The 25,370-nt window shown below is 74.4% G+C and carries 20 protein-coding genes, 2 tRNA genes and 1 pseudogene; 19 read left to right on the top strand and 4 right to left on the bottom strand.

The features are described from left to right. The first annotated feature begins 107 nt into the window (after positions 1-107). From rsfS to AB0910_RS05450, 9 genes are all read left to right on the top strand, one after another. The gene (gene rsfS / locus AB0910_RS05490) at positions 108-536 is read left to right on the top strand and encodes a ribosome silencing factor (RefSeq protein ID WP_366743202.1); all 429 of its coding nucleotides are present in this window, start codon (positions 108-110) and stop codon (positions 534-536) included. After that, on the top strand, positions 533-1,207 hold the full coding sequence (locus AB0910_RS05485) for a histidine phosphatase family protein (RefSeq protein WP_366743270.1): 675 nt from the start codon (positions 533-535) through the stop codon (positions 1,205-1,207). The genes rsfS and AB0910_RS05485 overlap by 4 nt, the downstream gene beginning before the upstream one ends. A 73-nt stretch (positions 1,208-1,280) precedes the next feature. Then, a tRNA-Ala gene (locus AB0910_RS05480) sits at positions 1,281-1,353 on the top strand. 213 nt (positions 1,354-1,566) lie between these two features. After that, positions 1,567-1,728 carry a hypothetical protein gene (locus AB0910_RS05475; protein ID WP_366743201.1) on the top strand — a complete coding sequence of 54 codons (162 nt, stop codon included), beginning with the start codon at positions 1,567-1,569 and terminating at the stop codon, positions 1,726-1,728. A gap of 62 nt (positions 1,729-1,790) precedes the next feature. After that, on the top strand, positions 1,791-1,964 hold the full coding sequence (locus tag AB0910_RS05470) for a hypothetical protein (protein WP_366743200.1): 174 nt from the start codon (positions 1,791-1,793) through the stop codon (positions 1,962-1,964). A 117-nt stretch (positions 1,965-2,081) separates the two neighbouring features. After that, positions 2,082-2,154, top strand: a tRNA-Ala gene (locus AB0910_RS05465). A 270-nt stretch (positions 2,155-2,424) separates the two neighbouring features. Next, on the top strand, positions 2,425-5,310 hold the full coding sequence (gene leuS, locus AB0910_RS05460) for a leucine--tRNA ligase (RefSeq protein ID WP_366743199.1): 2,886 nt from the start codon (positions 2,425-2,427) through the stop codon (positions 5,308-5,310). 162 nt (positions 5,311-5,472) lie between these two features. Further along, positions 5,473-6,213, top strand: a complete 741-nt coding sequence (locus AB0910_RS05455; RefSeq protein WP_366743198.1) for a hypothetical protein — start codon at positions 5,473-5,475, stop codon at positions 6,211-6,213. 151 nt (positions 6,214-6,364) lie between these two features. Further along, on the top strand, positions 6,365-7,210 hold the full coding sequence (locus AB0910_RS05450) for a DegV family protein (RefSeq protein WP_366743197.1): 846 nt from the start codon (positions 6,365-6,367) through the stop codon (positions 7,208-7,210). A gap of 39 nt (positions 7,211-7,249) precedes the next feature. On the opposite strand, the pseudogene AB0910_RS05445 reads toward AB0910_RS05450, so the two are convergent. Further along, positions 7,250-7,381: pseudogene (locus tag AB0910_RS05445) on the bottom strand (3-oxoacyl-ACP reductase); the annotation flags it as partial. Positions 7,382-7,438: 57 nt separating this feature from the next. Between AB0910_RS05445 and AB0910_RS05440 the strand changes: the two are divergent. The 6 genes from AB0910_RS05440 to holA all read left to right on the top strand — a co-directional run bounded on the left by AB0910_RS05440 (position 7,439) and on the right by holA (position 14,639). Further along, entirely contained in the window at positions 7,439-8,299 is an 861-nt protein-coding gene (locus AB0910_RS05440) for an Lrp/AsnC family transcriptional regulator (protein WP_366743196.1), read from the top strand. 446 nt (positions 8,300-8,745) lie between these two features. Then, a complete protein-coding gene (locus AB0910_RS05435; RefSeq protein WP_366743195.1) occupies positions 8,746-9,699 on the top strand; it encodes a ComEA family DNA-binding protein in 954 nt (317 codons plus the stop codon). Positions 9,700-9,743: 44 nt separating this feature from the next. Then, complete coding sequence (locus AB0910_RS05430; RefSeq protein ID WP_366743194.1) at positions 9,744-12,239, top strand: ComEC/Rec2 family competence protein; 2,496 nt, start codon at positions 9,744-9,746, stop codon at positions 12,237-12,239. Positions 12,240-12,403: 164 nt separating this feature from the next. Continuing rightward, complete coding sequence (locus tag AB0910_RS05425) at positions 12,404-13,306, top strand: YceI family protein (protein WP_366743193.1); 903 nt, start codon at positions 12,404-12,406, stop codon at positions 13,304-13,306. 49 nt (positions 13,307-13,355) lie between these two features. Further along, complete coding sequence (locus AB0910_RS05420; protein WP_366743192.1) at positions 13,356-13,604, top strand: hypothetical protein; 249 nt, start codon at positions 13,356-13,358, stop codon at positions 13,602-13,604. A 48-nt stretch (positions 13,605-13,652) separates the two neighbouring features. Continuing rightward, positions 13,653-14,639: a DNA polymerase III subunit delta gene (gene holA, locus AB0910_RS05415; protein ID WP_366743191.1), complete on the top strand. Its 987-nt coding sequence runs from the start codon at positions 13,653-13,655 to the stop codon at positions 14,637-14,639. 443 nt (positions 14,640-15,082) lie between these two features. On the opposite strand, the gene rpsT is transcribed toward holA, so the two are convergent. Further along, positions 15,083-15,349, bottom strand: coding sequence for a 30S ribosomal protein S20 (gene rpsT / locus AB0910_RS05410; protein WP_366743190.1), 267 nt, complete (start codon positions 15,347-15,349; stop codon positions 15,083-15,085). A gap of 334 nt (positions 15,350-15,683) precedes the next feature. On the opposite strand from rpsT, the gene lepA reads away from it, so the two are divergent. From lepA to hemW, 4 genes are all read left to right on the top strand, one after another. Then, a complete protein-coding gene (lepA, locus tag AB0910_RS05405; protein ID WP_366743189.1) occupies positions 15,684-17,555 on the top strand; it encodes a translation elongation factor 4 in 1,872 nt (623 codons plus the stop codon). Between the two features lie 264 nt (positions 17,556-17,819). Continuing rightward, positions 17,820-19,709, top strand: coding sequence for an AMP-binding protein (locus AB0910_RS05400; protein WP_366743188.1), 1,890 nt, complete (start codon positions 17,820-17,822; stop codon positions 19,707-19,709). Positions 19,710-20,322: 613 nt separating this feature from the next. Then, the gene (locus tag AB0910_RS05395) at positions 20,323-22,152 is read left to right on the top strand and encodes a SpoIIE family protein phosphatase (RefSeq protein WP_366743269.1); all 1,830 of its coding nucleotides are present in this window, start codon (positions 20,323-20,325) and stop codon (positions 22,150-22,152) included. 40 nt (positions 22,153-22,192) lie between these two features. Further along, positions 22,193-23,425: a radical SAM family heme chaperone HemW gene (gene hemW, locus AB0910_RS05390; RefSeq protein WP_366743187.1), complete on the top strand. Its 1,233-nt coding sequence runs from the start codon at positions 22,193-22,195 to the stop codon at positions 23,423-23,425. A gap of 22 nt (positions 23,426-23,447) precedes the next feature. On the opposite strand, the gene AB0910_RS05385 is transcribed toward hemW, so the two are convergent. Together AB0910_RS05385 and AB0910_RS05380 are read right to left on the bottom strand one after the other, a co-directional pair. Next, positions 23,448-24,281, bottom strand: coding sequence for a DUF3097 domain-containing protein (locus AB0910_RS05385; RefSeq protein ID WP_366743186.1), 834 nt, complete (start codon positions 24,279-24,281; stop codon positions 23,448-23,450). A gap of 83 nt (positions 24,282-24,364) precedes the next feature. After that, positions 24,365-25,114, bottom strand: a complete 750-nt coding sequence (locus tag AB0910_RS05380) for an MBL fold metallo-hydrolase (protein WP_366743185.1) — start codon at positions 25,112-25,114, stop codon at positions 24,365-24,367. Positions 25,115-25,370: the final 256 nt, after the last annotated feature.

Genomic DNA, 25,370 nt, shown 5'->3' with positions numbered 1-25,370 from the left:
GCCCGCGCCCCCTGCCCTCTGGGGAGGCGGGCCCGCGACGCGGGCGCGGCACGGCGGGCGGCCGTGAGATCCTGGACCTCTCCATCACTGCCGACGAAAGCTTGCTCGTGACCGCTACGGACCGCGCCATCCAGCTTGTCCAGACCGCCGCCCAGGCGGCCGCCGACCGCCTGGCGCACGACATCATCGCCTACGACGTGAGCGACGTCCTGTCGATCACCGACGCCTTCGTGCTCGCCTCGGCGCCCAACGACCGGCAGGTCAAGTCGATCGTGGACGAGATCGAGGAGCGGCTCCAGAAGGAGCTGGGCGCCAAGCCGGTCCGCCGCGAGGGCGACCGCGACGCCCGCTGGATCCTCCTCGACTACGTGGACATCGTCGTCCACGTCCAGCACAACGAGGAGCGGGTCTTCTACGCCCTGGAGCGGCTGTGGAAGGACTGCCCCGAGCTGCCGCTGCCCGAGGACGCCGTGCTCACCAAGGGCAGGGGCCAGGAGCACGCCGAGGGCGCCGCCGCGGAAGGGGACGCGAGCTGACCGCCGGTGCGGGCGCGGTGGCCGGGGCCCCCGCGCCGCGCGAGCGGCGGATCGTCCTCTGGCGCCACGGCCAGACGGCGTGGAACGTCGAGGGCCGCTTCCAGGGCACCACGGACATCGAGCTGACCGGCACGGGCGTCCGGCAGGCCAGGCGGGCCGCCCGGCGCCTCGCGGGGCTCGAACCCGATGCCATCGTCTCGTCCGACCTGCGCAGGGCCGCGGCGACCGCCGCCGAGCTGGCCGCCCTGACCGGCCTCGACGTGGTGCACGACCCGGGCCTGCGGGAGACGTACGCGGGCGACTGGCAGGGCCTGACGCACACCGAGATCGGCGAGCGCCACGGCGACGAGTACCTCGCCTGGAAGCGCGGCGAGCCGGTGCGCAGGGGTGGCGGCGAGCTGGAGACCGAGGTCGCCGACCGGGCGGCGCCCGTGGTGCTGCGGCACGCGGACGCGCTGCCGGACGGCGGGACGCTGGTGGTCGTCAGCCACGGCGGGGCGATCCGCACCACCATCGGCCGGCTGCTCGGGCTCGAACCGCGCCACTGGGAGGGCCTTGGCGGCCTCGCCAACTGCTTCTGGTCGGTCCTCGCCGAGGGCATCCGCGGCTGGCGGCTGATGGAGCACAACGCGGGCAGCCTGCCTGAGCTCGCGCTCGGCGACGACGACTGATTTCACTTTCCGGCGGCGCGCAGGCTAAAGTTCTTCTTGTTCGCAGCGCGGAGCACAAGCGCCGAGAACACGCGGGGCTATAGCTCAGTTGGTAGAGCGCCTGCATGGCATGCAGGAGGTCAGGAGTTCAATTCTCCTTAGCTCCACAGCCTTTCCGGGAAGACCCGGACAGCCGCCCCCGGTCCGCACAGGACCGGGGGCGGCTTGCGTGCCGGGCCGCTGCCGCTCCCGCAGCCGCTTGGTAACGACCCGGCCGCGAGCGGCCCAAGGGCCCGCCTTTACGGCTGACCCCCCAGCCCCCGCCATGGCAGAATCGGGACGGCCGGAGGGGACGGACGGTCAGGGACGGGAGGAGCACGATGTCCGCCAGCAGCATCGCAGGCGATGCGGGCGGTGGCGCGGCGGACCTGGTCGACTGCCTCAGCTGCCCTGCGTGCGGCTCGTCCCATGTGGCACAAGTGCTCGGCGACAACGGTGGAGTTTCCTACGTGTGCACGGCCTGCGGCCACAGCTGGAGCTAGAGATGGGCGCACACAGGCGTACCTGCGACTGGTGCGGCAGCGGTACGCCCATTGTCAGGGACATGGACCCCCTCAACGCGGACTTCCAGTACTGGTGCGAGGAGTGCGCGCGGGCGCTGATCATAAAAGGCGACCCGATCGAGACGTACCGCGAGCTGGAGGGCGAGCCGATCTACGGTCGGCTGCTCGACGAGCACTGCACGCTGAAGCGCTTCTACTCCTTCGCGCGGGCGTGAGCTCCTTCGCTGGGGCCTGAGCTTCTTCGCGGGGTTCGGGCGCGCAGGGGAGCCGGTGCTCCCGGGGAATGGATTTGGTGATCCCCGCTGGTCGCCGCTACTGTTGGCGCATCGCACGGGGCTATAGCTCAGTTGGTAGAGCGCCTGCATGGCATGCAGGAGGTCAGGAGTTCAATTCTCCTTAGCTCCACAGTGTTCCGCGTGACACGCGTCACAGGGATTCCGCGAGGGCCCGCCCTCCCGCTCGCCGGGGGGACGGGCCCTCGCGCATGTGCGGTGCGGTGCCCGAGCGGCCTGCGGTAACCTGTCCCCATGCGTGCCGTACGCCTTCTGCTTAGCGAGCCGCGCTGATCAGTGCCGACGGATGAGAGATCCGGTCGGAGCCGGCGCGGCGTCCCCTCCTGTGTGAGGGGTTTTTTCATTCCCGCGTGCAGAGACGACCGATGGAGCTTCTGAGGACATGAGCGAGACGAACCCGGTTGCCGCCGGTGCGGAGAACTCCGCGCCCCACCGCTACACGGCTGCCATGGCCGCCGAGATCGAGGCGCGCTGGCAGGACTTCTGGGACGCCGAGGGCACGTACGAGGCGCCCAACCCGAGCGGTGACCTCGCCGGTGACCCCGCGGTGGTCGCGCTGCCCGAGAAGTTCGTCATGGACATGTTCCCGTACCCCTCGGGTGTGGGCCTGCACGTCGGCCACCCACTGGGCTTCATCGCCACCGACGTCTACGCACGGCACCAGCGCATGACGGGCCACAACGTCCTGCACACCCTGGGCTTCGACGCCTTCGGCCTGCCCGCCGAGCAGCACGCCGTGGCCACCGGCACCCATCCCAGGGTCTCCACCGAGGCCGCCATGGAGAACATGAAGCGGCAGCTGCGCAGGCTGGGGCTCGGCCACGACAAGCGCCGCTCGGTCGCCACGATCGACCCGGAGTTCTACCGCTGGACCCAGTGGATCTTCGTACAGATCTTCAACTCCTGGTACGACCCCGAGGAGAACAGGGCGCGTCCCATCGAAACGCTGGTCGAGCAGTTCGAGACCGGCAGGCGCGCCACCCCCGACGGGCGGCCCTGGGCGGAACTGAGCAGCGCCGAGCGCGCCGACGTGCTGGGCGGCCACCGGCTCGCGTACGCCTCGGACGCGCCGGTCAACTGGTGCCCGGGGCTCGGCACCGTCCTGGCCAACGAGGAGGTCACGGCGGAGGGCCGCTCCGAGCGCGGCAACTACCCGGTCTTCAAGAAGAAGCTGCGCCAGTGGAACATGCGGATCACCGCGTACGCGGACCGCCTGGTCGACGACCTGGAGACGCTGGACTGGCCGGAGGCCATCAAGCTCCAGCAGCGCAACTGGATCGGCCGCAGCGAGGGCGCACGCGTCGACTTCCCCGTCGGGGACGGCGGCGACGCCATCACCGTCTTCACCACCCGGCAGGACACCCTGTTCGGCGCCACCTACATGGTGCTCGCGCCCGAGCACGAGCTGGTCGAGAAGATCGTCCCCGACGCCTGGCCCGCGGGCACGCACGACGTGTGGACGGGCGGCCACGCCACCCCCGCCGACGCCGTCGACGCCTACCGCAAGCAGGCGGCGGCCAAGTCCGACGTCGAGCGGCAGGCCGAGGCCAAGGACAAGACCGGCGTCTTCACCGGCGCGTACGCGGTCAACCCGGTCAGCGGCGAGCGGGTGCCCGTCTTCATCGCCGACTACGTCCTGATGGGGTACGGCACCGGCGCGATCATGGCCGTGCCCGCGCACGACAGCCGCGACTTCGCCTTCGCCCGCGCCTTCGAACTGCCCATGCGCTGCGTGGTGCGGCCCACCGACGGCCGCGGCCTCGACCCGGCCGGGTGGGACGACGCCTTCGCCTCGTACGACGCGGTCCTCGTCAACTCGGCGGGCGACGGCATCACCCTGGACGGCCTGGGCGTCACCGAGGCCAAGGCCCGCATCACCGACTGGCTGAGCGCCCGCGGCATCGGCGAGGGCACTGTCAACTACCGCCTGCGGGACTGGCTGTTCAGCCGCCAGCGGTACTGGGGCGAGCCCTTCCCGATCGTCTACGACGAGGAGGGCACCGCCCACGCGCTGCCCGAGTCGATGCTGCCCCTCGAACTCCCCGAGGTGGACGACTACTCGCCGCGCACCTTCGACGCCGACGACGCGGACACCGAGCCTGAGACCCCGCTGTCCCGCAACGCGGAGTGGGTCCACGTCGACCTCGACCTCGGCGACGGACGGGGCGTCAGGCGCTACCGCCGCGAGACCAACACCATGCCCAACTGGGCGGGTTCCTGCTGGTACATGCTGCGCTACCTGGACCCGCACAACACCGAGCAGGCCGTCGCGCCCGACATCGAGCGGTACTGGATGGGGCCGCGCGAGGGCGCGCCGCAGGGCGGTGTCGACCTGTACGTGGGCGGGGCGGAGCACGCCGTGCTGCACCTGCTGTACTCGCGCATGTGGATCAAGGTGCTGCACGACCTGGGGCACGTCTCGGCGTCCGAGCCGTTCCACAAGCTCTACAACCAGGGCATGATCCAGGCGTTCGTCTACCGCGACCAGCGCGGCATCGCGGTGCCCGCGGCCGAGGTGGAGGAGCGCGACGGCGCGTACTACCACCAGGGCGAGCAGGTCGGCAGGCTGCTCGGCAAGATGGGCAAGTCGCTGAAGAACGCGGTGACGCCCGACGAGATCAGCGCCGAGTACGGCACCGACACACTGCGCCTGTACGAGATGGCGATGGGGCCGCTCGACGTGTCGAGGCCCTGGGACACGCGCGCCGTCGTCGGCCAGTACCGGCTGCTCCAGCGGCTGTGGCGCAATGTGGTCGACGAGGCGACGGGCGAGGTCACCGTCGTCGAGGCCGAGCCCGACGAGGACACCCTGCGCGCCCTGCACAAGGCCATCGACGGGGTCACCCAGGACCTGGAGGACCTGCGCTTCAACACGGCCGTCGCCAAGATCACCGAGCTGAACAACCACCTCACCAAGGCCCAGGGCCCCCTCGCGAGGCCGGTCGCCGAGCGCCTGGTGCTGCTGGTCGCGCCGTTCGCGCCGCACATCGCCGAGGAGTTGTGGCACCGGCTCGGCCACGAGGACACGGTCGTCCACCAGGACTTCCCGGTGGCGGACCCGGCGTATGTCGTGGACGAGACGGTGACGTGCGTGGTGCAGGTCAAGGGCAAGGTGAAGGCCAGGATCGAGGTCTCGCCCTCGGTCTCCGACGCGGACCTGGAGGCGCTGGCGCTCGCCTCGCCCGGCGTGGTCGCCGCGCTCGGCGGAGGGGGCATCAGGAAGGTGATCGTCCGGGCGCCGAAGCTCGTCAACATCGTGCCGGCGTAGCCGCGAGGCGCCGGGGCCGCGGGCCCCGGGGCGCCGGGCTCGGGCCCGGTGCCCGGGGCTTCCCCTGCGGGGCGGTTGGGGGTTCGGAGGGAACCCGCGGCCGCCCCGCCGCGTTTACCGTGGAAGGGACCGCTGAGACCCGCGACCGTTCGGAGGCCGACCGTGGAAGCCGTGCTGCTGATCGTGCTGCTCCTCTTCGTCGCCGCCGTCGCGTTCGGCGCGTACGCCACGGTGAAGGCGGTCGGCGCGGCCAAGCGCGGCGTGGACCGCACCATCGCGCAGGCCAGGCGCTCCGTCGAGGACACCGCGCTGCGTGCCAAGAGCCTCGGGCAGCCCGGCGCGCAGGGCGAGCTGGCCCAGCTGCGGCTGCGGCTGCGCACCTCCATGCGGGCCACCCAGGAGGCGCTGTACGGGGGCGTGGCGGTGGACGCCTCGCTGGAGGAGTCGGTGCGGCTGTTCGAGCGGCTCAGCGCCCACGGCCGCGATCTGGAGGAGCACCTGCGGCAGGCGGAGCGCGACCCGGACCGCGCCAGGGTCGGCAGCCGCATGGCGGAACTGCGGGAGCGCACGGAGCAGATCACGCACGCGGCGGACTCGCTGCGCTGGGCGGTCAGGGACCGCGCGCACCGGTTCGCGAGCGACGACCTGTCGGCCCTCAGCGCCGACATCGACGTCGAGTCCGGCGCGCTGCGGCACTGGGCACCGGTCGAGGGGGACGGAGGCGCGCCGGGGGACGCGACAGCGGCGGGCGGGGCAGCGGCGGCGCAGGGCCCCGGGCCCGAGGCGCTCGACGCCGCCGATCCGGACCGGTTCGGCGGCGGGAGTGCCCGGCGGCGGCGCGGGGCGCCGTGGGGCGAGCGGGTGAAGCGGGCCGAGCAGCCCGGCCCTGAAGCGACGAACTGAGGGCGCGGCGGCCGCCTGCCGTGGCGCGGGCCGGCTGCTGACCCCGCGGGCGCGGGGGGCCGGGCCCCCGGGGCCGGGCAGGGTCCTTGCGGGCCGGTTCTGCGGGGCCCTGGGCCGTCTGGGGGGAGCGGCTGCGGGTAACCTCCGGGGCATGTCCCGCCATGTCGCCATCGTCACCGATTCCACGGCCTACCTGCCCCCTCAGACGATGCGGCGGCACGGCATCACGGCGGTGCCGCTGACCGTCGTGCTCGGCGACGAGGCGCTGGAGGACGGCAGCGAGGTCTCCGCGGGCGCGGTGGCCGAGGCGCTGCGCAAGCGCCGCTCCGTGACCACGTCGAGGCCGAGCCCCGAGACCTTCGCCGCGGCCTACCGCGCGGCCGCCGGGTCCGGCGCGACGGGAGTGGTGTCGCTGCACCTGTCCGCCGAGTTCTCCGGCACGTACGACGCGGCGGTGCTGGCCGCAAGGGACGCGCCCGTGCCCGTACGGGTCCTGGACACCGGTGTGGTGGCGATGGCGCTCGGCTTCTGTGCGCTGGAGGCGGCCCAGGTCGCGGAGACCGGCGGCACGCTCGACGAGGCGGTCGCGGCCGCGGAGAAGCGCGCGAGGGCGACCTCCGCCTACTTCTACGTCGACACTCTCGACTACCTGCGGCGCGGCGGCCGGATCGGCGCCGCGCAGGCCCTGCTGGGGTCGGCGCTCGCGGTCAAGCCGCTGCTCCACCTCGACGAGGGGCGGATCGAGCTGCTGGAGAAGGTGCGCACCGCGTCCAAGGCCATCGGGCGGCTGCGGGACATCGTCGTGGAGCGCGCGGGCGCGGGCGAGGTCGACATCGCGGTGCACCACCTGGCGGCCCCGGAGCGCGCGGCGGCCCTCGCCGAGCAACTGGGGGACCGGGTGCCGGGTCTGGGAGAGCTGCACGTCAGCGAGGTCGGCGCGGTGATCGGCGCGCACACAGGGCCCGGGCTGCTCGGCGCTGTGGTGTCACCGCGCTGAGCAGTTCCGCGCTCCGCTGTCCGCCGTACGGCGTCCTGTTCACCAGGGCACGGTGCCGCCGGTGCGGTTCAGGTACGCGAGCCCCGGCGTGCCGATCCTCGACAGCAGGACGTCCACCAGCAGCGGGGCGCTCTCCTCGACGGTGTACGGCGCCTCGGGCCCGCCGAGAGCGCCGTCAACCGCCGCTACCGGCGCCTTCGCGCGGACGGCGTCATCCGTGTCGCAGGCGTGGTCGACCCCGGCGCGCTGGGCCAGAGCCGGTGGCTGGTGCGGCTGCGCTGCCGCCCCGGCAGCGCCACGGCGATCGCCGACGCGCTCGCGCGGCGCGACGACGTCAACTGGGTGGCGGTGAGCGCCGCGGGCTGCGAGATCACCTGCGCGACCCAGTCGCGGAGCGAGGAGCAGCGCGAGGACCTGCTCGGCCGGCGGCTCCCGCGCACGGCGGCGGTGCTCGACATCAACTCCTTCGCGATGCTGCGGCAGTTCATGGGTGGCCGCGGCCACTACTGGGCCGCGCTTGACGGTGTGCTCACCGCCGAGCAGGAGGCCGCGCTCGGGAGCGCGGGCACGCCGTTCACCGAGGCGCCCGTCGTCGCCCGGGCCCCGGTGCGGCTCGGCACGGAGGACGAGGCGATCCTCGGCGCGCTCGCCGCCGACGGCCGCGCGGGGCTCGTGGCGCTCGCCGCCGCGGCCGATTCGACCCCCGGGCGGGTGTCGCGCCGCCTGCACGCGCTGCTGCTGAGCCGCGTCGTCACCGTCGACGTGGAGATCGCGGCGGCCGCGCTCGGCTACCGCACCCGGGCGAACCTCTGGCTGCGGGTCCACCCGTCGGCGGTGAAGGACGTCGGGCGCGCCCTCGCGCGCGAGCCGTCGATCGCCTTCGCCGCCGCGGTCTCCGGTCCCTCCAACGTCCACGCCGTCGCCCACTGCCGGGACCTCGACGAACTCTTCGAGTTCACCTCGGAGTGCATCGGCTCGCTCGCCGGGCTCCAGAGCGTGGAGGTCTCACCCGTGCTCCAGCACGTCAAGCAGGCGGGCACGCTGCTGTCCGGCGACCGGCTGGCGGAGCCGCCGCGCAGACGGGGGTGAGGCGGCGGGACGCCGGGCGAGGGTGGCGGGTGACGGCGGCGCCGGGCGAGGGGCCGCCGGGGCCGCCGGGGCCGCTGACGCCGGGGTGGCCGGGCGGCGGGGTGTGTACGGGGCCGGGAGAGCGGTTCTGGCGCGGGCGTTCGCTCGTACGGGTGGCGGGGTTGTCCACAGTCGGCGGGTTGTCCACAGGAGGTCGACCAAGATCATCGCGGGGGTGGGGAAATCCCTAGCGTGGAGGCATGACCACGCTCCGTGTCCGCCCCCGCCCCCGTCCCTCCGCCGTCCGTGCGCCGCGTCCTCTCCGTGACCGCGAACGTGACCCCGGCCGCGGCCCCGGCGCCCGCCGTCCCGCCGTGCGGCTTCCCGGCGTCCGCGCGCCGGGTCCCCGCGCGCTCGCGCGGGCGCGGCGAGCCGCCGGGCGCACCCTGTACGCGGAGGGCGGCCCGGTGTCCACGGCCGGAGGCGACCCCCTGCCGGGCGCGGTGCGGGACCGGGCCGCCGCCCTGTTCGGGAACGGACCGCGGCGGCCGCAGGAGCCGGACCCCGCCCCGCGAGACCCGCCGGAGTCCGGGCCGGCTCCGGGAGAGGCCGACCGTGCGGCGGACGACGGCGCCCGCCGGCCGCTGCCCCCGCCCCTTACGCCCTCCCCCTCTCCCTCCTTCCCCCTGTCCCTGCGCGGGCGCCTGCTGCCCGCCCTGCGGGACCGGCTGCCGCCGTGGGCGCTGCCCCGCTTCGGGCTGAGGCCGAGGGCCGTGGCCGCGCTCGGCGCCGTGCTCGTGACCGCGGCGCTCCTCGCCGTCCAGCACTTCTGGCTCGGCCGCCCCCGCGCGGTGAGCGCGCCGGTGACCGTGGGCGCCGCGCACGACGCGTCCGCCGGGCGTCCCGCCGGCCCGCCGGATACCGGGCCCGCGCCCGCCCCGGGGCCGCCGCCCGCGGCGCCCTCGGCGGGGCCGGGTGGCGGCAGGGTCGTGGTCGACCTGGCCGGGGCCGTACGCCACCCCGGGGTGCTGCGGCTGCCCGCGGGGTCGAGGGTGGAGGACGCGCTGCGCGCGGCGGGCGGCCCCGAGGAGGGCACGGACCTCACCGGGCTGAACAGGGCGCGGGTGCTGACCGACGGCGAACAGGTGGTCGTGGGCGCGCCGCAGGGCGCCGTTCCCGCGCCGCCCGCGGGCTCCGGCGCCCCCGGCGTGCCGGGAGCCCCAGGAAGCCAGCCGCTCAGCCTCAGCACGGCCACCGCCGACCAGCTCGACACCCTGCCGGGGGTCGGCCCCGTGCTGGCGCAGCACATTCTCGACTACCGCGCGCAGAACGGCGGTTTCCGGTCGGTCGACGAGCTGCGCGAGGTCGGCGGCATCGGCGACCGCCGCTTCGCCGACCTCGAAAAGCTGGTGCGGCCGTGACCCGCCGGGCGGGCGCCCCCGGCGCCGCGCGGAGCGGCGCAGGAGTGCCGGGGACCGGCGCCCTCGCGGCGGGGCCGCCCCAGGAAGCGGGGCAGCGGCACCGGCTCGGGGACGGGAATCCGCGGCCCGAGGGGCCCATGGACCTGCGGCTCGTGCCGCCCGCGCTGGCCACGTGGGGCGCTGCGGGCGTCGCGCTCGCCGTGCCCGGCCGGTGGGCGGCGGCCGGAGCTGCCGGGCTGCTGGCCGTGGCGGCCGTGCTCGCGATGCGGCGCAGGCCGGGGCGTGCGTGGGCCATGGTCGCCGTCGCCGCCCTGTGCTGCGCCGCGGCGGGCACCGTCTCCGCTGCGCTGCACGCGGCCGACGTGCGGCGCGGGCCCGTCCCACGGCTCGCGGAGCGGTACGGGAGGGCCGAGGTCGAGCTGGCCGTCAGGTCCGACCCGCGGCCGGTGCGCCAGAAGGTCAGTGGTGACCATCTCACGGCGGCGCAGCTGATGTTCGAGGCCGACGTGGTGCGGGTGGCGTCCCGGGGCGGCCCCGCCACGGAGACCAGGACGCCCGTCCTCGTGTTCGTCGACCCGGGAGCGCGCCGGAGCGCCTGGCGGGCACTGCTGCCCTCCACCAGGCTGCGCCTGACCGCCGGGTTCGCGCCGCCGTTCGCCGACGACCCGGCGCATGCGGCGCTGGTGCGTCCGGTGTCCGCGGACCTGCCGCCCGCGGTGGCGGGGCCGCCGTCCTGGCCGCAGCGCGTCGCCGGTGCGCTGCGCGCGGGGCTGCGGCGCGCCACGGACCCGCTGCCGCCCGACGCGCGTGCCCTGCTGCCCGGCCTGGTCGTGGGGGACACCTCGCGCGTCCCGCCCGATCTCGACGCGGCGTTCAGGGCCACCGACCTGACGCACCTCGTGGCCGTGTCCGGCGGCAATCTGAACGTGGTGCTCGCCCTGCTGATCGGCCCGCCCGCGCTGGCGCTGCGCGCCGAGCGGCGGGGGCTCGCGGCCGGGCTCGGCATCCCGCTGCGGACGACAGCGGTGCTCGGCGGCGGGCTCACGCTGGCGTTCGTGGTGGTGTGCAGGCCGGAGCCGAGCGTGCTGCGGGCCGCCGCCTGCGGCCTGGTGACCCTGCTCGCCCTGGCGACCGGGCGGCGCAGGTCGCTGATCCCGGCCCTGGCCGCCGCCGTGCTCGGGCTCGTCCTCTACGACCCGTGGCTCGCGCGGAGTTACGGCTTCGCCCTGTCGGTTCTCGCCACGGGCGCGCTGCTGACCCTCGGCCCCCGCTGGTGCGCGGCGCTCGTCGCGCGCGGGGCGCCGGCGCGGCTCGCGGAGGTGCTTGCGGCGGCGGGCGCCGCGCAGGCGGTGTGCGCCCCGGTCGTCGCGGTGTTCGCCGCGCGGGTCGGCCTGGTGGCGGTGCCGTGCAACCTCGCGGCCGAACTCGCCGTCGCGCCCGCCACGGTGCTCGGCTTCGCGGCGCTCGCACTGGCGCCCCTCGCCCCGTCGGCCGCGGAGGCCGCGGCGCGCCTCGCGGGCCTGCCTGCCGGCTGGATCGCCGGAGTGGCGAGGGCGGGAGCCGCGCTGCCAGGCGCCGAACTGGCCTGGCCTGGCGGCGGGTGGGGAGGGGCGCTGCTCGCCCTGGCGACCGGGGGCGCGCTGGTGGCGCTGCGCGTACTGCGGCACCGGCCCTGGACGGCCGCCGGGTGCGCGGTGCTGCTGCTCCTCGCGCTGCTGCGGCCGCCGCCCGTCGTCCGGCTGGTGACGGGCTGGCCGCCACCCGGCTGGTCGTACGCGATGTGCGACGTCGGCCAGGGGGACGCGACGGTGCTCGCCGCAGGCCCGGGCAGCGCCGTCGTGGTGGACGCGGGGCCCGATCCCGCACTGGTCGACGGGTGCCTGCGGGGGCTCGGCGTGACACGGGTCCCGCTGCTCGTGCTCACCCACTTCCACGCGGACCATGTCACCGGCCTGCCGGGTGTGTTGCGGGGGCGGGCGGTCGCCGCGATCGAGACGACGACGTTCGCGGAGCCGGCCGCGGAGGCGGCGTTCGTCCGGCGTACGGCCGCTGCCGCCGGCGTGCCGGTGGCGCCCGTCGCGCCGGGGGAGCGCAGGGCGGTGGGCCCGCTGACCTGGCGTGAGCTGTGGCCGCCCCCTGGCCGAGGACCTGCGACGGGCGAGCCCAACGACTCCAGCGTCACCCTGCTCGTGCGGATCCGCCACGGCCCCACCCTGTTGCTCCCCGGGGACCTGGAGCCACCCGCGCAGCGCGCCCTGCTGCGGGGCGGCGGCCTGCCGCCCGTCGACATCCTCAAGGTGCCGCACCATGGTTCTTCGTTCCAGGACCCGGCGCTGCTGCGGTGGTTGAGGCCGCGGCTCGCGCTGGTCTCGTGCGGCGCCGGCAATCCGTACGGGCATCCGTCGGCGCGGACGATCGGCGCGCTGCGGAGCGGGGGAGCGGTGGTGTTGCGCACCGACACGGACGGGGAGATCGCCGTCACGGGAAGCGGGCCCGCTCTACGCGCGGTGTCCCGGGGGACGGACCGGTCGGTCGCGTGAAAGGGGCGTCTGCCATCATCGGGCTGGTCGAGCGAGCGGACGATCCGATGTTCCTACTCGTCCGTACGTTTGCCTTGCACAGCTCAACAGTGTTCGAATGCCAATCCGTTCAGGGGCCCCGGGCAGTTCGGCCCCGGGGTGTCCAGCGCACAGGGGTAGCCAAGATGATCAGCCGCTTGTTCGGTCGGCGGACGGCCGCGGGCCAGAAGAACAACCCGCTCTCCGGACTCTCCGTCCCTCCCGGCGCGGGCCTGCTGACCTGCCGTGTCCTCGACCCTGTGAGCGAGCCCGTGGGCCAGGCGGAGTTCACGGTCAGCGACACGCAGGGACGCAAGGTCGTCAGCGGGGAGACCGACCCCTTCGGCGGTGTCGCTGCGATGGTGCCCGTGGGCGAGTACCGGGTCGCGGTGTCCGCCGAGAGCTACAGCCCCTACCGGGCCAGCGCCTCGATCACCGAGGACAGCAAGCTCGCCTCGCTGGGCGACATCACGCTCCAGGCCGCGCCCTCGCTGCCGCTGCCGACGGCGGGGGAGTGGGAGATCGAACCCGCGCACTCCCGCATCGGGTTCGTCGCCCGGCACATCGGACTCGCGCGCGTCTACGGCCGGTTCGACAACTTCGCCGGCGCGATACGCCTCGGGAACTCCATCGAGGACTCCGCGATGCACGTGGTGATCGACGCCGCGTCCATCGACACCAACGTGCAGATGCGTGACGACCACCTCCGCTCCGGCGACTTCCTGGACGTCGAGAACTACCCGACGATGGAGTTCTACAGCGACCGCTTCCAGCACAAGGGCGGCAACAACTGGCTGATCACCGGCGCCCTGACGCTGCACGGCGTCACCCGGACCGTCGCCCTCGAAGCGGTCTACGGCGGCGTACGCGTCGGCATGGAGAACGAGACGCGCGCCGCCGTGCGGGCCACGGCAGAACTGCACCGCGAGGACTACACCATCAACTGGCAGACGATGCTGGCGCGTGGCATCGCCGTCGTCGGGTCGAGCATCAAGATAGAACTGGAGATCCAGATCGTGCCCAAGGGCACGGAGCTCCAGTTCAAGTAGGAGGGCGTGCACCGGGGCCGGCCGGCCGCCGGGAGCGCGGGCGGGACGCATGGACGACGACGTGACACATCTGCTGGTGCTGCCGGACCGCGACGCCGCCGAGGAGGCGGCCGCCGGGTTCGCCGACCGGTTCGGCAGCGGGGGCGAGCCGCGGATCGTGCGGGACGCCCTGGCGGGCGAGGACGACGCCGAGGACGCCCAGTGGCTGGTGCTCGTGGCGGATCCGGACGGGCGGCTCGACCCCGCCGAGCTCGACGCGTACGCCGCGGCCTGGGAGGGCTGGACGGAGCGGCCCTGAGGCCGCCCGGGGGCCGCGCTGTCGGTGGGGCGTGCCATGCTGGCGGGGATGGCCACCAGGAAAGCAGCAAGCGACGACCCCCTCGCGCCCGTCACGCTCGCCGTGGGGCAGGAGGACCTCCTCCTCGACCGCGCGGTGCAGCAGGTCGTGGGCGCGGCGAGGGCCGCGGACGCCGACACCGACGTGCGGGACCTCACGGCCGACCAGGTCCAGCCGGGGACGCTGGCCGAGCTGACGAGCCCGTCGCTGTTCGCGGAGCGCAAGGTCATCGTCGTGCGCAACGCACAGGACCTGTCCGCGGACACCGTCAAGGACATCAAGGCGTACTTCGGCTCGCCCGTCGAGGAGATCACCCTGGTGCTGCTGCACCCGGGCGGCGCCAAGGGCAAGGGGCTGCTGGACGCGGCGCGCAAGGCGGGCGCCCGCGAGGTGGCCTGCCCGAAGACGACCAAGCCCGCGGAGCGGCTGACGTTCGTGCGCGGGGAGTTCCGCGCGCTCGGCAGGTCCGCCACACCCGAGGCGTGCCAGGCGCTGGTCGACGCGATCGGCAGCGACCTGCGGGAGCTGGCGAGCGCGGTCTCGCAGCTGGCCGCCGACATCGAGGGCACGGTCGACGAGGCGGTCGTCGGCCGCTACTACACGGGCCGCGCGGAGGCGTCGAGCTTCACCGTCGCCGACCGGGCCGTCGAGGGCAGGGCGGCGGAGGCGCTCGAGGCGCTGCGCTGGTCGCTGTCGACGGGCGTCGCGCCCGTGCTGATCACCAGCGCGCTCGCGCAGGGCGTACGGGCCATCGGCAAGCTGTCGTCGGCGCGCGGCGGCAGGCCCGCCGACCTCGCCCGCGAGCTGGGCATGCCGCCGTGGAAGATCGACCGGGTGCGCCAGCAGATGCGCGGCTGGACGCCCGACGGGGTCGCCGTCGCGCTGCGGGCCGTCGCCGAGGCGGACGCGGGCGTCAAGGGCGGCGGGGACGACCCCGAGTACGCCCTGGAGAAGGCGGTCGTCGCCATCGCCCGCGCGGCCCGCCCCCACCGCTGACCCCGCCGCCCCGCGCACGCACACGCCGCACGGCCCTGGGCACAGGCCACGCCCACCCTGAGCCGGCCCCGCCCCGGGCGCAGGACCCGCCTGCCCTGAACATCAGCCCCATCCACCCCGGGCGCCGGACCGCCCGCCCCGGGCGTAGGACCCGCCCCCGCCCGGGTGCCCAAGCCCCGGGCGGCGCCCGGATCCCTCCGCCCCCTTGGGAGCGGACACGCCGAAGGCCCCGGCCGTGGGGGCCGGGGCCTTCGAGAGCTGTGGAAACCGCACCCGCGTGGCGAACGCAGTTCGGTGTGCGGCTCCGGGGCCGGAGCAGGGGCGGGAGAGAGGGGCCCGCCGGGTCCTGTCCGGGTCGATCAGGCGATCGGCCGGGGTCCTGTCCTGGGCGCGTCGCCCGGCGACGCGGCCCGCCCGCCGATCAGGTCGAGCACGAACGAGCGTCAGGCCTCGATGCCGTTGACGGTCGACGCCAGCGCCGACTTCTTGTTGGCGGCGGCGTTCTTGTGGATGACACCCTTCGACGCGGCCTTGTCGAGCTCGCGGGAGGCGACACGGGCGGCCGCGGTGGCCTTCTCGACGTCGCCCGCGGCAGCGGCCTCGCGGGTCTTGCGGATCGCGGTCTTCAGGGAGGACTTGACGGCCTTGTTGCGCAGGCGCGCCTTCTCGTTCGTCTTGTTGCGCTTGATCTGGGACTTGATGTTCGCCACGAAAGAGCCTTTGCAGGTCCGGTGATGCCGATGATGGTGGTGACCGGCCGGCGGCTCGCGCCACCGGGCGGTGCGGCACGCGCCGGCGCGCACGAGGGCACGGCGGAGCGAGACACAGCTGTTCAGGCTAGCAGCCCCGGTATGACCGGCCCAAATCGGTCGCAGGGCGTCCGCCGTGGGACGATGGAGCCTGCGTATCGATCCGCTCCAGATTCCGATCCACATGTCGACCCGAGACGAGACGACGCGCCCCGAGGAAGGCAGCCGCGCGAAGACCACCGCCCGCGCGGCACGGCCCCCGCGGGGCGGCGCGCCTCAAGAATCAGGACCCTGCGTGCCCGCGACCCCCGTCAACGTGCCCGAGCCCAGCCGTACCGACCCCGCGCTGATCCGCAACTTCTGCATCATCGCGCACATCGACCACGGCAAGTCCACGCTCGCCGACCGGATGCTCCAGCTCACCGGCGTCGTCGAGCAGCGGCAGATGCGCGCCCAGTACCTCGACCGCATGGACATCGAGCGCGAGCGCGGCATCACGATCAAGTCCCAGGCGGTCCGCCTGCCGTGGGCGCCCCGTACCGGCGAGGACCAGGGCAGGACCCACATCCTCAACATGATCGACACCCCTGGGCACGTCGACTTCACCTACGAGGTGTCCCGCTCGCTCGCCGCCTGCGAGGGCACGGTCCTGCTGGTCGACGCCGCGCAGGGCATCGAGGCGCAGACCCTCGCCAACCTCTACCTGGCGATGGAGAACGACCTCACGATCGTCCCCGTCCTCAACAAGATCGACCTGCCGGCCGCGCAGCCGGAGAAGTTCTCCGAGGAACTGGCGAACCTGATCGGCTGCGACCCCGACGACGTGCTCAAGGTCTCGGCCAAGACCGGGCTCGGCGTGGAGGCGCTGCTCGACCGGGTCGTCTCCGAGGTGCCGGCGCCCGTCGGCGTCGTGGACGCGCCCGCCCGCGCGATGATCTTCGACTCGGTGTACGACTCGTACCGCGGCGTCGTCACGTACGTGAGGGTCGTCGACGGCCGGCTCAACAAGCGCGAGCGCATCCGGATGATGTCGAGCGGCGCCACCCACGAGCTGCTGGAGATCGGCGCCAACTCGCCGGAGATGCTGCCGGCCGACGGCCTCGGCGTCGGCGAGGTCGGCTATCTGATCACCGGTGTGAAGGACGTGCGCCAGTCCAAGGTCGGCGACACGATCACCGCGCAGTCCAAGGGCGCGGAGAAGCCGCTCGGCGGCTACAAGGACCCCAAGCCCATGGTGTTCTCCGGGCTCTACCCGCTGGACGGCTCCGACTACCCGGAGCTGCGGGACGCCCTGGAGAAGCTCCAGCTCAACGACGCCGCGCTGGTCTACGAGCCGGAGACGTCCGCGGCGCTCGGCTTCGGCTTCCGCGTCGGCTTCCTGGGGCTGCTGCACCTGGACGTGATCCGGGAGCGCCTGGAGCGCGAGTTCGGCCTCGACCTGATCGCGACCGCGCCCAACGTCGTCTACCGGGTGGTGATGGAGGACGGCAAGGAGCACACCGTCACCAATCCGAGCGAGTTCCCCGAGGGCAAGATCGACGAGGTCTTCGAACCGGTCGTCAGGGCGACCATCCTCGCGCCGAGCGAGTTCATCGGCTCGATCATGGAGCTGTGCCAGAGCCGGCGCGGCACCCTCCTCGGCATGGACTACCTCTCGGAGGACCGGGTCGAGATCCGCTACACCCTGCCCCTCGCCGAGATCGTCTTCGACTTCTTCGACCAGCTGAAGTCCAAAACGCGCGGCTACGCCTCGCTCGACTACGAGCCCACCGGCGAGCAGTCGGCGCAGCTGGTGAAGGTCGACATCCTGCTGCACGGCGACAAGGTCGACGCCTTCTCCGCGATCACCCACCGCGACCAGGCGTACGCCTACGGCGTGCGGCTCGTCGCCAAGCTGCGCGAGCTGATCCCGCGGCAGGCGTTCGAGGTCCCGGTGCAGGCGGCGATCGGCTCGCGCGTCATCGCGCGCGAGACCATCCGCGCCATCCGCAAGGACGTCCTCGCGAAGTGCTACGGCGGAGACATCTCCCGCAAGCGCAAGCTGCTGGAGAAGCAGAAGGAGGGCAAGAAGCGGATGAAGATGGTCGGCAGCGTGGAGGTGCCGCAGGAGGCGTTCATCGCGGTGCTCTCCAGCGACGACGCGTCCGCGGGCAAGGCGAAGAAGTAGCGGGGCGGGTGAACGGCGGAGGGCCTCCGGCGCGCGCGGGCGCGGCGGGGGCCCTCCGCCATGTCCGGATGTCCTGCGATGTGTCCGGGCGCGGCGGCGCACACGGTTGTGTGGGAAATGTCGCCCCTCTTACGCGGTAGGGGCCGGACCCCTAGTCTGATTACCGATCGGTAGCTACTTGTCGGTCGGTCAATCAGTCGAACGCCATACGTCTCATGATCAGAAGCATCGTGCGGTACGACCCGTACGGTTCCGGAGGAAGCCGTGAGCGACACCCAGAACTTGATCGAGAACCGGCCGCCCTCCGTGGCGACCCTCTTCATTGAGCGCGTGGCCGCCACGCCGGAGGCCGACGCCTTCCGGTACCCGGTTCCTCCCGCATCGGGCCACGGCCCCGACACCTGGAACTCACTGACCTGGGGTGACACCGCCCAGCGCGTGTACGCCATCGCCGCGGGGCTCGTCGCGCTCGGCGTGCAGCCCGAGGAGCGCGTCGCCCTCGCGAGCTCCACCCGCATCGAGTGGATCCTCGCCGACTTCGGGGTGATGTGCGCGGGCGCCGCCACGACCACCATCTACCCGTCGACCAACGCAGACGAGTCCGTCTTCATCCTCTCCGACTCCGGCAGCCGCGTGCTGATCGCGGAGGACGCCGCTCAGCTCGCCAAGGTGCGGGCGCACCGCGCCGAACTGCCCGAGCTGACGCATGTCGTGGTGATCGAGGCGGTCGACGCCGTGCCCGAGGCCGGCGACCCCGAGGGCTGGGTGCTCTCCCTCGACTCCGTGGAGAAGCTCGGCCACCAGGAGCTCGCCGTGCACCCCGGGGTCGTGCGGGAGCGGATCGAAGCCCTCAAGGCCGACCAGCTCGCCACCCTCATCTACACCTCGGGCACCACGGGCCGCCCCAAGGGCGTACGGCTCCGCCACGACTCCTGGTCGTACATGGCGAAGGCGATGGCGGGCACGGGGCTGATCTCCGCGGAGGACGTGCAGTACCTGTGGCTGCCGCTCGCGCACGTCTTCGGCAAGATGCTCACCTCCGGGCAGATCGAGGTCGGCCACGTCACCGCGGTCGACGGCCGCGTCGACAAGATCATCGAGAATCTGCCGGTCGTCAGGCCCACGTACATGGCCGCCGTGCCGCGGATCTTCGAGAAGGTCTACAACGGCGTCGCCGCCAAGGCGCGCGCCGGCGGCGCGGCCAAGTACCGGATCTTCAAGTGGGCCGCGGAGGTCGCCCGCGAGTCCGCGCGGGTCTCCCAGGAGAACTTCCAGCGCACCGGCAACAGCTCTCTGCCGTTCGCGCTCGCCGCCAAGCACAAGGTCGCCGACGCCCTCGTCTTCGCCAAGATCAGGGAGGCGTTCGGCGGGCGGCTGCGCGCCGCGGTCTCCGGCTCGGCGGCGCTCGCCCCCGAGATCAGCTTCTTCTTCTCCGGCGCGGGCGTGCCCATCCTGGAGGGGTACGGGCTGACCGAGACCAGCGCCGCCTGCTTCGTCAACCCGGGGGTCGCGCTGCGCACCGGCACGGTCGGCAAGCCCATGCCGGGCACCGAGGTCCGCATCGCCGACGACGGCGAGATCCTGATCCGCAACCCCGCGGTCATGGTCGGCTACCACGGCCTGCCGGACAAGACGGCCGAGGTGCTCGAGGAGGACGGCTGGTTCCACACCGGCGACATCGGGGAGCTGTCCACCGACGGGTATCTGAAGATCACCGACCGCAAGAAGGACCTCATCAAGACCTCGGGCGGCAAGTACATCTCGCCCGCCGAGGTGGAGACCCAGTTCAAGGCGGTCTGCCCGTTCGTCTCCAACATCCTGGTGATCGGCGGCGGCCGTAACTTCTGCAGCGCCCTGATCACCCTGGAGGAGCCCACGATCATGGAGTGGGCGGCCGAGCACAACCTCGGCGGGAGGCCGTACGCGGAGGTCATGGCGGCGCCGGAGACGGAGCGGCTGATCGACGGCTACGTCCAGCGCCTCAACGACGGGCTCCAGCGCTGGCAGGCGATCCGCAAGTTCCGGCTGCTGCCGCGCGACCTCGACATCGAGCACGGCGAGCTGACGCCGAGCCTCAAGCTGAAGCGGCCCGTGGTGGAGCGCGAGTACTCCGAGCTGATCGAGGACATGTACGCGGGAACGCGCGAGAGCTGACCGCTTCGGGCGTACCCGGGCTCAGGCAAAGGGCGGATCCGGGCGGGACGGATGTCCCGCCCGGATCCGCCCTCTTCCGTGTTTTCCGGGTCAGGTATGCCGCATCCCCGCCCTTTTCGGTGACTTGACGTACGCGGGCGGAGTCCGTCTGCCACCCTTGCCGCATCACACCGGCAGGGCGTGCCGTGGCGGTGCGCGCACACGCAGCAGACAACCGGACGCGGGAGCCGCAGTGGGGCCCATTCCGATCCAGCGTGCGACCGACCCCGACGCCCCGCGCGGGCCGCTTGCAGGGGCGGCAGGGCCGCCGCCGTTCGTCCGCATCAGCCTGGAGAGCGACCCGGTCGCGCCCGCCGAGGCCCGCCGCCTGGTCCGCGCCGCCCTCGCCGAGTGGACCGCGCTCGGCCTGCTCGGCGCCTGCGCCTTCTGCGGCGCCGCGCCCGAGACCGGCCAGGACCCGGCCGCGGCGCCGGACACCGGCAGGACCCCGGCACCCGCGGGCCCGCACACCGCGGCGGCACAGGACCAGGCACCGCCCGCCGCACCCGACCTGCCGGAAGGCATCTCAGGGGCCGCAGGCGCGGCCGCCGCCGACGGTGCTCGGCGCGGCGCGGTGTGTCCGCCGGGCGGGCACAGCACCGACCTGCTCGCGGACGACGCGGCGCTGGTCGCCGACGAGCTGGTCACCAACGCCGTGGTGCACGCGGGCACGAACGTCGAGGTCCGCTGCCGGCTGATGGAGCCCCTCGCCGCCTGGGCGCAGGGCGGCGAGGAGGAGTCGCCCGCGCTGCTCGTGGAGGTCTCCGACCACCACCCCGCGCGCTCGCCCGCCGACCCCGGCACGCCGTACCGCCGCTCGGGCCCGTACACGGCGGAGTACGGGCGCGGCCTGCAGATCGTCGCGTCGCTCGCGGAGCGGTGGGGCGTCACCTACCGCACCGGCCTCAAGACGGTGTGGGCGAGGATCGCGCTCGACGGCACCGGCGCGGCCGCGCGGCTCTCGCCGCGCCCGGGGCCCGAGGACGCCGGGCAGGCGGCCGAGGGCACGGGCGGGGAGGCCGCCCGTGGCGGGCCAGGCGCCCGCGGCGAGGCCGAGTGGCGCGGGCACGGCGCCCTGTCGTTCCTCGCCGAGACGTCCGACCTGCTCGCCGGGCAGCTGGACGAGGAGACGGTGGCGGCGCTCGCCGGGCAGCTGCTGGTGCCCAGGCTCGCGACCTGGTGCGCCGTCTGGCTCGACGGCAGCGGCACATCGGCGCGGCTCGCCGGGGTCTGGCACGCGCAGGAGGCGCGGCTCGACGCGCTGCGCGCCGCGCTGGAGAAGGGTCCGCCGGGGCCCGCGGATCCGCCGTACCCGGGCCCCGTCGAGGTCCCCGCGCCCGGCGGCGCCGCGCGGGCGCAGGACGGCACGGGCGCCTGCGAGGAGGGCGTCGCGCTCTCCTGCCGCCTCGTCACCAACGGCAGACCCGTCGGCACCCTGCTGCTCGGCAGACCCGGCAAGGCGCCGGTGGCCGACGAGATCGTCGACCTCGTGGAGGACTTCGCCCGCCGGGTCGCGCTCGCCGTCGGCGCGGCACGCCGCTACACCCGCCAGGCCACCATCAGCCGCGTCCTCCAGCGCGGCCTGCTGCCCAGCAGGGTCGCGAAGATCCCCGGCGTCGCGAGCGCCCTGGTGTACGAGCCGAGCGACGAGGGCCTCGCCGGGGGCGACTTCTACGACGTGTTCCACTGCCCGGGCGACCGCTGGTGCTTCATGCTCGGCGACGTGCAGGGCAGCGGCCCGGAGGCGGCCGTCGTCACCGGCCTCGCCAGGCCCTGGCTGCGGCTGCTCGGCCGCGAGGGCTACCGGGTCGGCGAGGTGCTCGACCGGCTCAACCGGCTGCTGCTCGACGACGCGACCGAGGCCGCCGAGGCGGCGTCCGCGATGGCGGCGGCGAGCGCGGCGGAGACCATGGCGGCGGGCGAGGCGGTCGCCGCCGGCCTGCCCCCGGCGGGGGCGCCCGTGGAACTGCCCGCGGCCGAGGGCTACCACCCGCGCTTCCTCTCCCTGTTGTACGGGGAGCTCGTGCCGCTGCCGGGCGGCGGCGCCCGCTGCACGGTGGCCAGCGCGGGCCACCCGCTGCCGCTGCTGCTGCGGCCAGACGGGACCGTGCGGCCCGCGGCGGAGCCACAGCTGCTGCTGGGGATCGCGGAGAACACCCCGTACGAGAGCCAGACCTTCGACCTGGCGCCCGGTGACACCCTGCTCTGTGTGACGGACGGGGTGACGGAGCGCCGCTCGGGCGGCCGGATGCTCGACGACTCCGACGGCCTCGCCCACGCCCTCGCCGCCTGCGCGGGGCTGCCCGCCGAGGGTGTCGCCGAGCACATCCGCCGCCTGGTCCACGGCTTCGACACCGCGCCTCCGGACGACGACCTGGCCCTCCTGGCCTTCCAGGCCGAGTGAGGCGGCGGGGGAGCCCTCCCGGGTGCGGGACAATGGGCGCATGCCCTCCGCACTGCCAGACGGCGACCCCGTGCCCGAGACCGGTGAGCTGCCCGCGTCCGCGCTCGACGGCGCGGGCGACCGGCCGCTCGGGTTCTACCTGCACGTTCCGTACTGCGCCTCGCGCTGCGGCTACTGCGACTTCAACACGTACACCGCGACCGAGCTGCGCGGCTCCGGCGGCGTGCTCGCCTCCCGGGACAACTACGCGGGCATCCTGGCCGACGAGGTACGCCTGGCGCGCAAGGTGCTGGGCGACGACCCGCGCCAGGTGCGCACGGTGTTCGTCGGCGGCGGGACGCCGACCCTGCTCGACCCGGCCGACCTGGTGCGGATGCTCGACGCCGTACGCGACGAGTTCGGGCTCGCCGACGACGCGGAGGTCACCACGGAGGCCAACCCGGACTCCGTCGACCCGGCCTGTCTGGCGGCGCTGCGGGAGGGCGGCTTCAACCGCGTCTCGTTCGGCATGCAGAGCGCGCGCCAGGACGTGCTGCGCGTCCTCGACCGCACCCACACGCCCGGCCGCCCCGAGGCGTGCGTCGCCGAGGCGCGCGCCGCCGGGTTCGAGCACGTCAACCTCGACCTGATCTACGGCACGCCGGGGGAGAGCGACGACGACTGGCGCGCCTCGCTCGACGCGGCGATCGGCGCGGGACCCGACCACGTCTCCGCGTACGCGCTGATCGTGGAGGAGGGCACCAGGCTGGCCGCGCGCATCCGCCGCGGCGAGGTCCCGATGACCGACGACGACGAGCACGCCGACCGCTACCTGATCGCGGACGAGGCGCTGTCCGCCGCGGGCTTCGGCTGGTACGAGGTCTCCAACTGGGCCACCTCTCACGCCGCGCGCTGCCTGCACAACGAGCTGTACTGGCGCGGCGCCGACTGGTGGGGCGCGGGCCCCGGCGCGCACAGCCACGTCGGGGGCGTGCGCTGGTGGAACGTGAAGCACCCCGGCGCGTACGCGGCGGCGCTCGCGCAGGGCCGCTCACCGGGCGCGGGACGCGAGCTGCTGGAAGCGGAGGACCGCAGGGTCGAGCGGATCATGCTGGAGCTGCGGCTGCGCGAGGGCGCACCGCTCGCCCTGCTGCGCCCGGAGGGCCGCCGCGCCGCCGAGCGGCACCTGCGGGAGGGGCTGCTCGCCGCCGGCCCCTACGCCGCGGGCCGCGCGGTCCTCACCCTGCGCGGGCGCCTGCTCGCCGACGCGGTCGTCAGGGACCTGGTGGACTGACCGCGCAGGCGGCCGCGTGCGCTCAGGGGCCCGCGGGCCCGCCGATCGTCACAAAGTCGATCAACTCCTCGACCCGGCCGAGGAGTTCGGGCTCCAGATCGCGGTAGGAGCGGACCGAGGCGAGGATGCGCTGCCAGGCGGCCCCGGTGTTCTCAGGCCAGCCGAGCGCACGGCACACGCCCGTCTTCCAGTCCTGGCCGCGCGGCACCCGCGGCCACGCCCCGATGCCCACGGAGGACGGCTTCACCGCCTCCCACACGTCGATGTACGGGTGGCCCACCACGAGCACGCTTTCGCCCGACGCCTCGGCGGCGATGCGGGACTCCTTGCTGCCCGGCACCAGGTGGTCGACGAGCACGCCGAGGCGCGCGTCGGGCCCCGGCGCGAAGTCCGCGACGATCGCGGGCAGGTCGTCCACGCCGCCGAGGTACTCCACGACGACGCCCTCCACCCGCAGGTCGTCGCCCCACACCCGCTCGACCAGCTCGGCGTCGTGCCGCCCCTCGACGTAGATGCGGCCGGCGCGCGCCACCCTGGCCCGCGCGCCGGGCACGGCGAGTGAGCCGGAGGCCGTACGGGCGGGCGCTTTGCGGTCCGCGCCCGCCGCCGGGCGCACCAGCGTCACCGGCCTGCCCTCCAGCAGGAAGGCCGCGGGCTCCATGGGGAAGACCCGGTGCTTGCCGAAGCGGTCCTCCAGGGTGACCGTGGGGCCCTGCGCGGTCTTCTCGCAGCGGATCACCGCGCCGCAGAACCCGCTCGACACCTCCTCCACGACCAGGTCGGGCTCCGCGGGAACCTCGGGCACGGGCGTGGAGCGCTTCCACGGGGGCGTCAGATCAGGGCTGTAACTCCGCACGGCCCCGACCCTATGCCGATCGCCGCCCGATGTCCCGGCCCCGCCACCCGGCGCTGCCCCGCGCCCGTTCAGGAGGGGCGGCGTCACACCCCGCCCCGCGCCAGCGCGTCGCGCTGGGCGCGGACGAACGCGGCGTCCACCACCGCGCCGTGCCCCGGCACGTACAGCGCGTCCTCGCCGGCCAGGCGCAGCAGGCCGTCGAGCGCGGCGGGCCAGCGGTGCGCCACCGCGTCGGGCCCCGCCTGCGGCGGCCCCGACTCCTCCACCAGGTCGCCGCAGAACAGCACGGCGGGACCGGCCGCGGGGCGCACCAGCACGGCCAGGTCGCAGGCGGTGTGGCCGGGGCCCGCGTCGACCAGCAGCACCCGCACGCCGCCGAGGTCGAGCCCGTACGGCTCGGCCCCGACCTCGCGCACCCGCGGCGCGCCGGGGCCGAGGCCGTCCACCGCGGCCCGCGCCCCGGCCGCGGGCGCGCCGTGGCGCACGGCGTCCGCGTACAGCGCGGCCCTGCCCGCCGACCCGCCCAGCGCCTCGGCGAGGCCCGCGGCCCCCACCACCTCGGCACCGGGGAACGCGCCCGCGCCCAGCACATGGTCGAAGTGCGGGTGGGTGAGGGCGAGATGCCGCACGGGTGCGCCGCCGGTGAGCCGCAGCGCCGCGTCCCGCACCGCCGCGCCCTGGCGCGGGGTGCCGCCCGCGTCCACGAGCAGCGCGCCGCCGGCGCCCGCGACCAGCCCCACCGTGCAGTCCCAGCCGGGCAGCCTGCACCGGTGCACACCGGGCGCGAGCCGCTGCCAGCCGTCCGGGCCCGGCGCCCCCGGCTCCCCGGCCATCCGCCGCCCTCCGCTCTCTTCCGTCTCTGCTGTCTCTTGCCTCTTGGCCTCTTGGCGACTCTGTCTCTTCCGGTACGTGCGGTTCTGCTGTCCCCGCCGGATTCCTGTTCCGCCGCCCGTCCCGCTGTCCCGTTTCCCCGCCTTCGCCCGGGTACCCGCGCGCGGGCCCGGCCCGTACCCGCAACCTCTCACGCCCCGGCGGCGCGATCACGTGGAACACTGCCTTGCTAGGCGCGCCCCCACCGGCCGTACACTG

This window comes from Streptomyces sp. NPDC047002 (assembly GCF_040704505.1).
Classification (GTDB): Bacteria; Actinomycetota; Actinomycetes; order Streptomycetales; family Streptomycetaceae; genus Streptomyces.
Note: the sequence above shows the minus strand (reverse complement) of the source record. Positions and strands in the feature narration are given on the sequence as shown.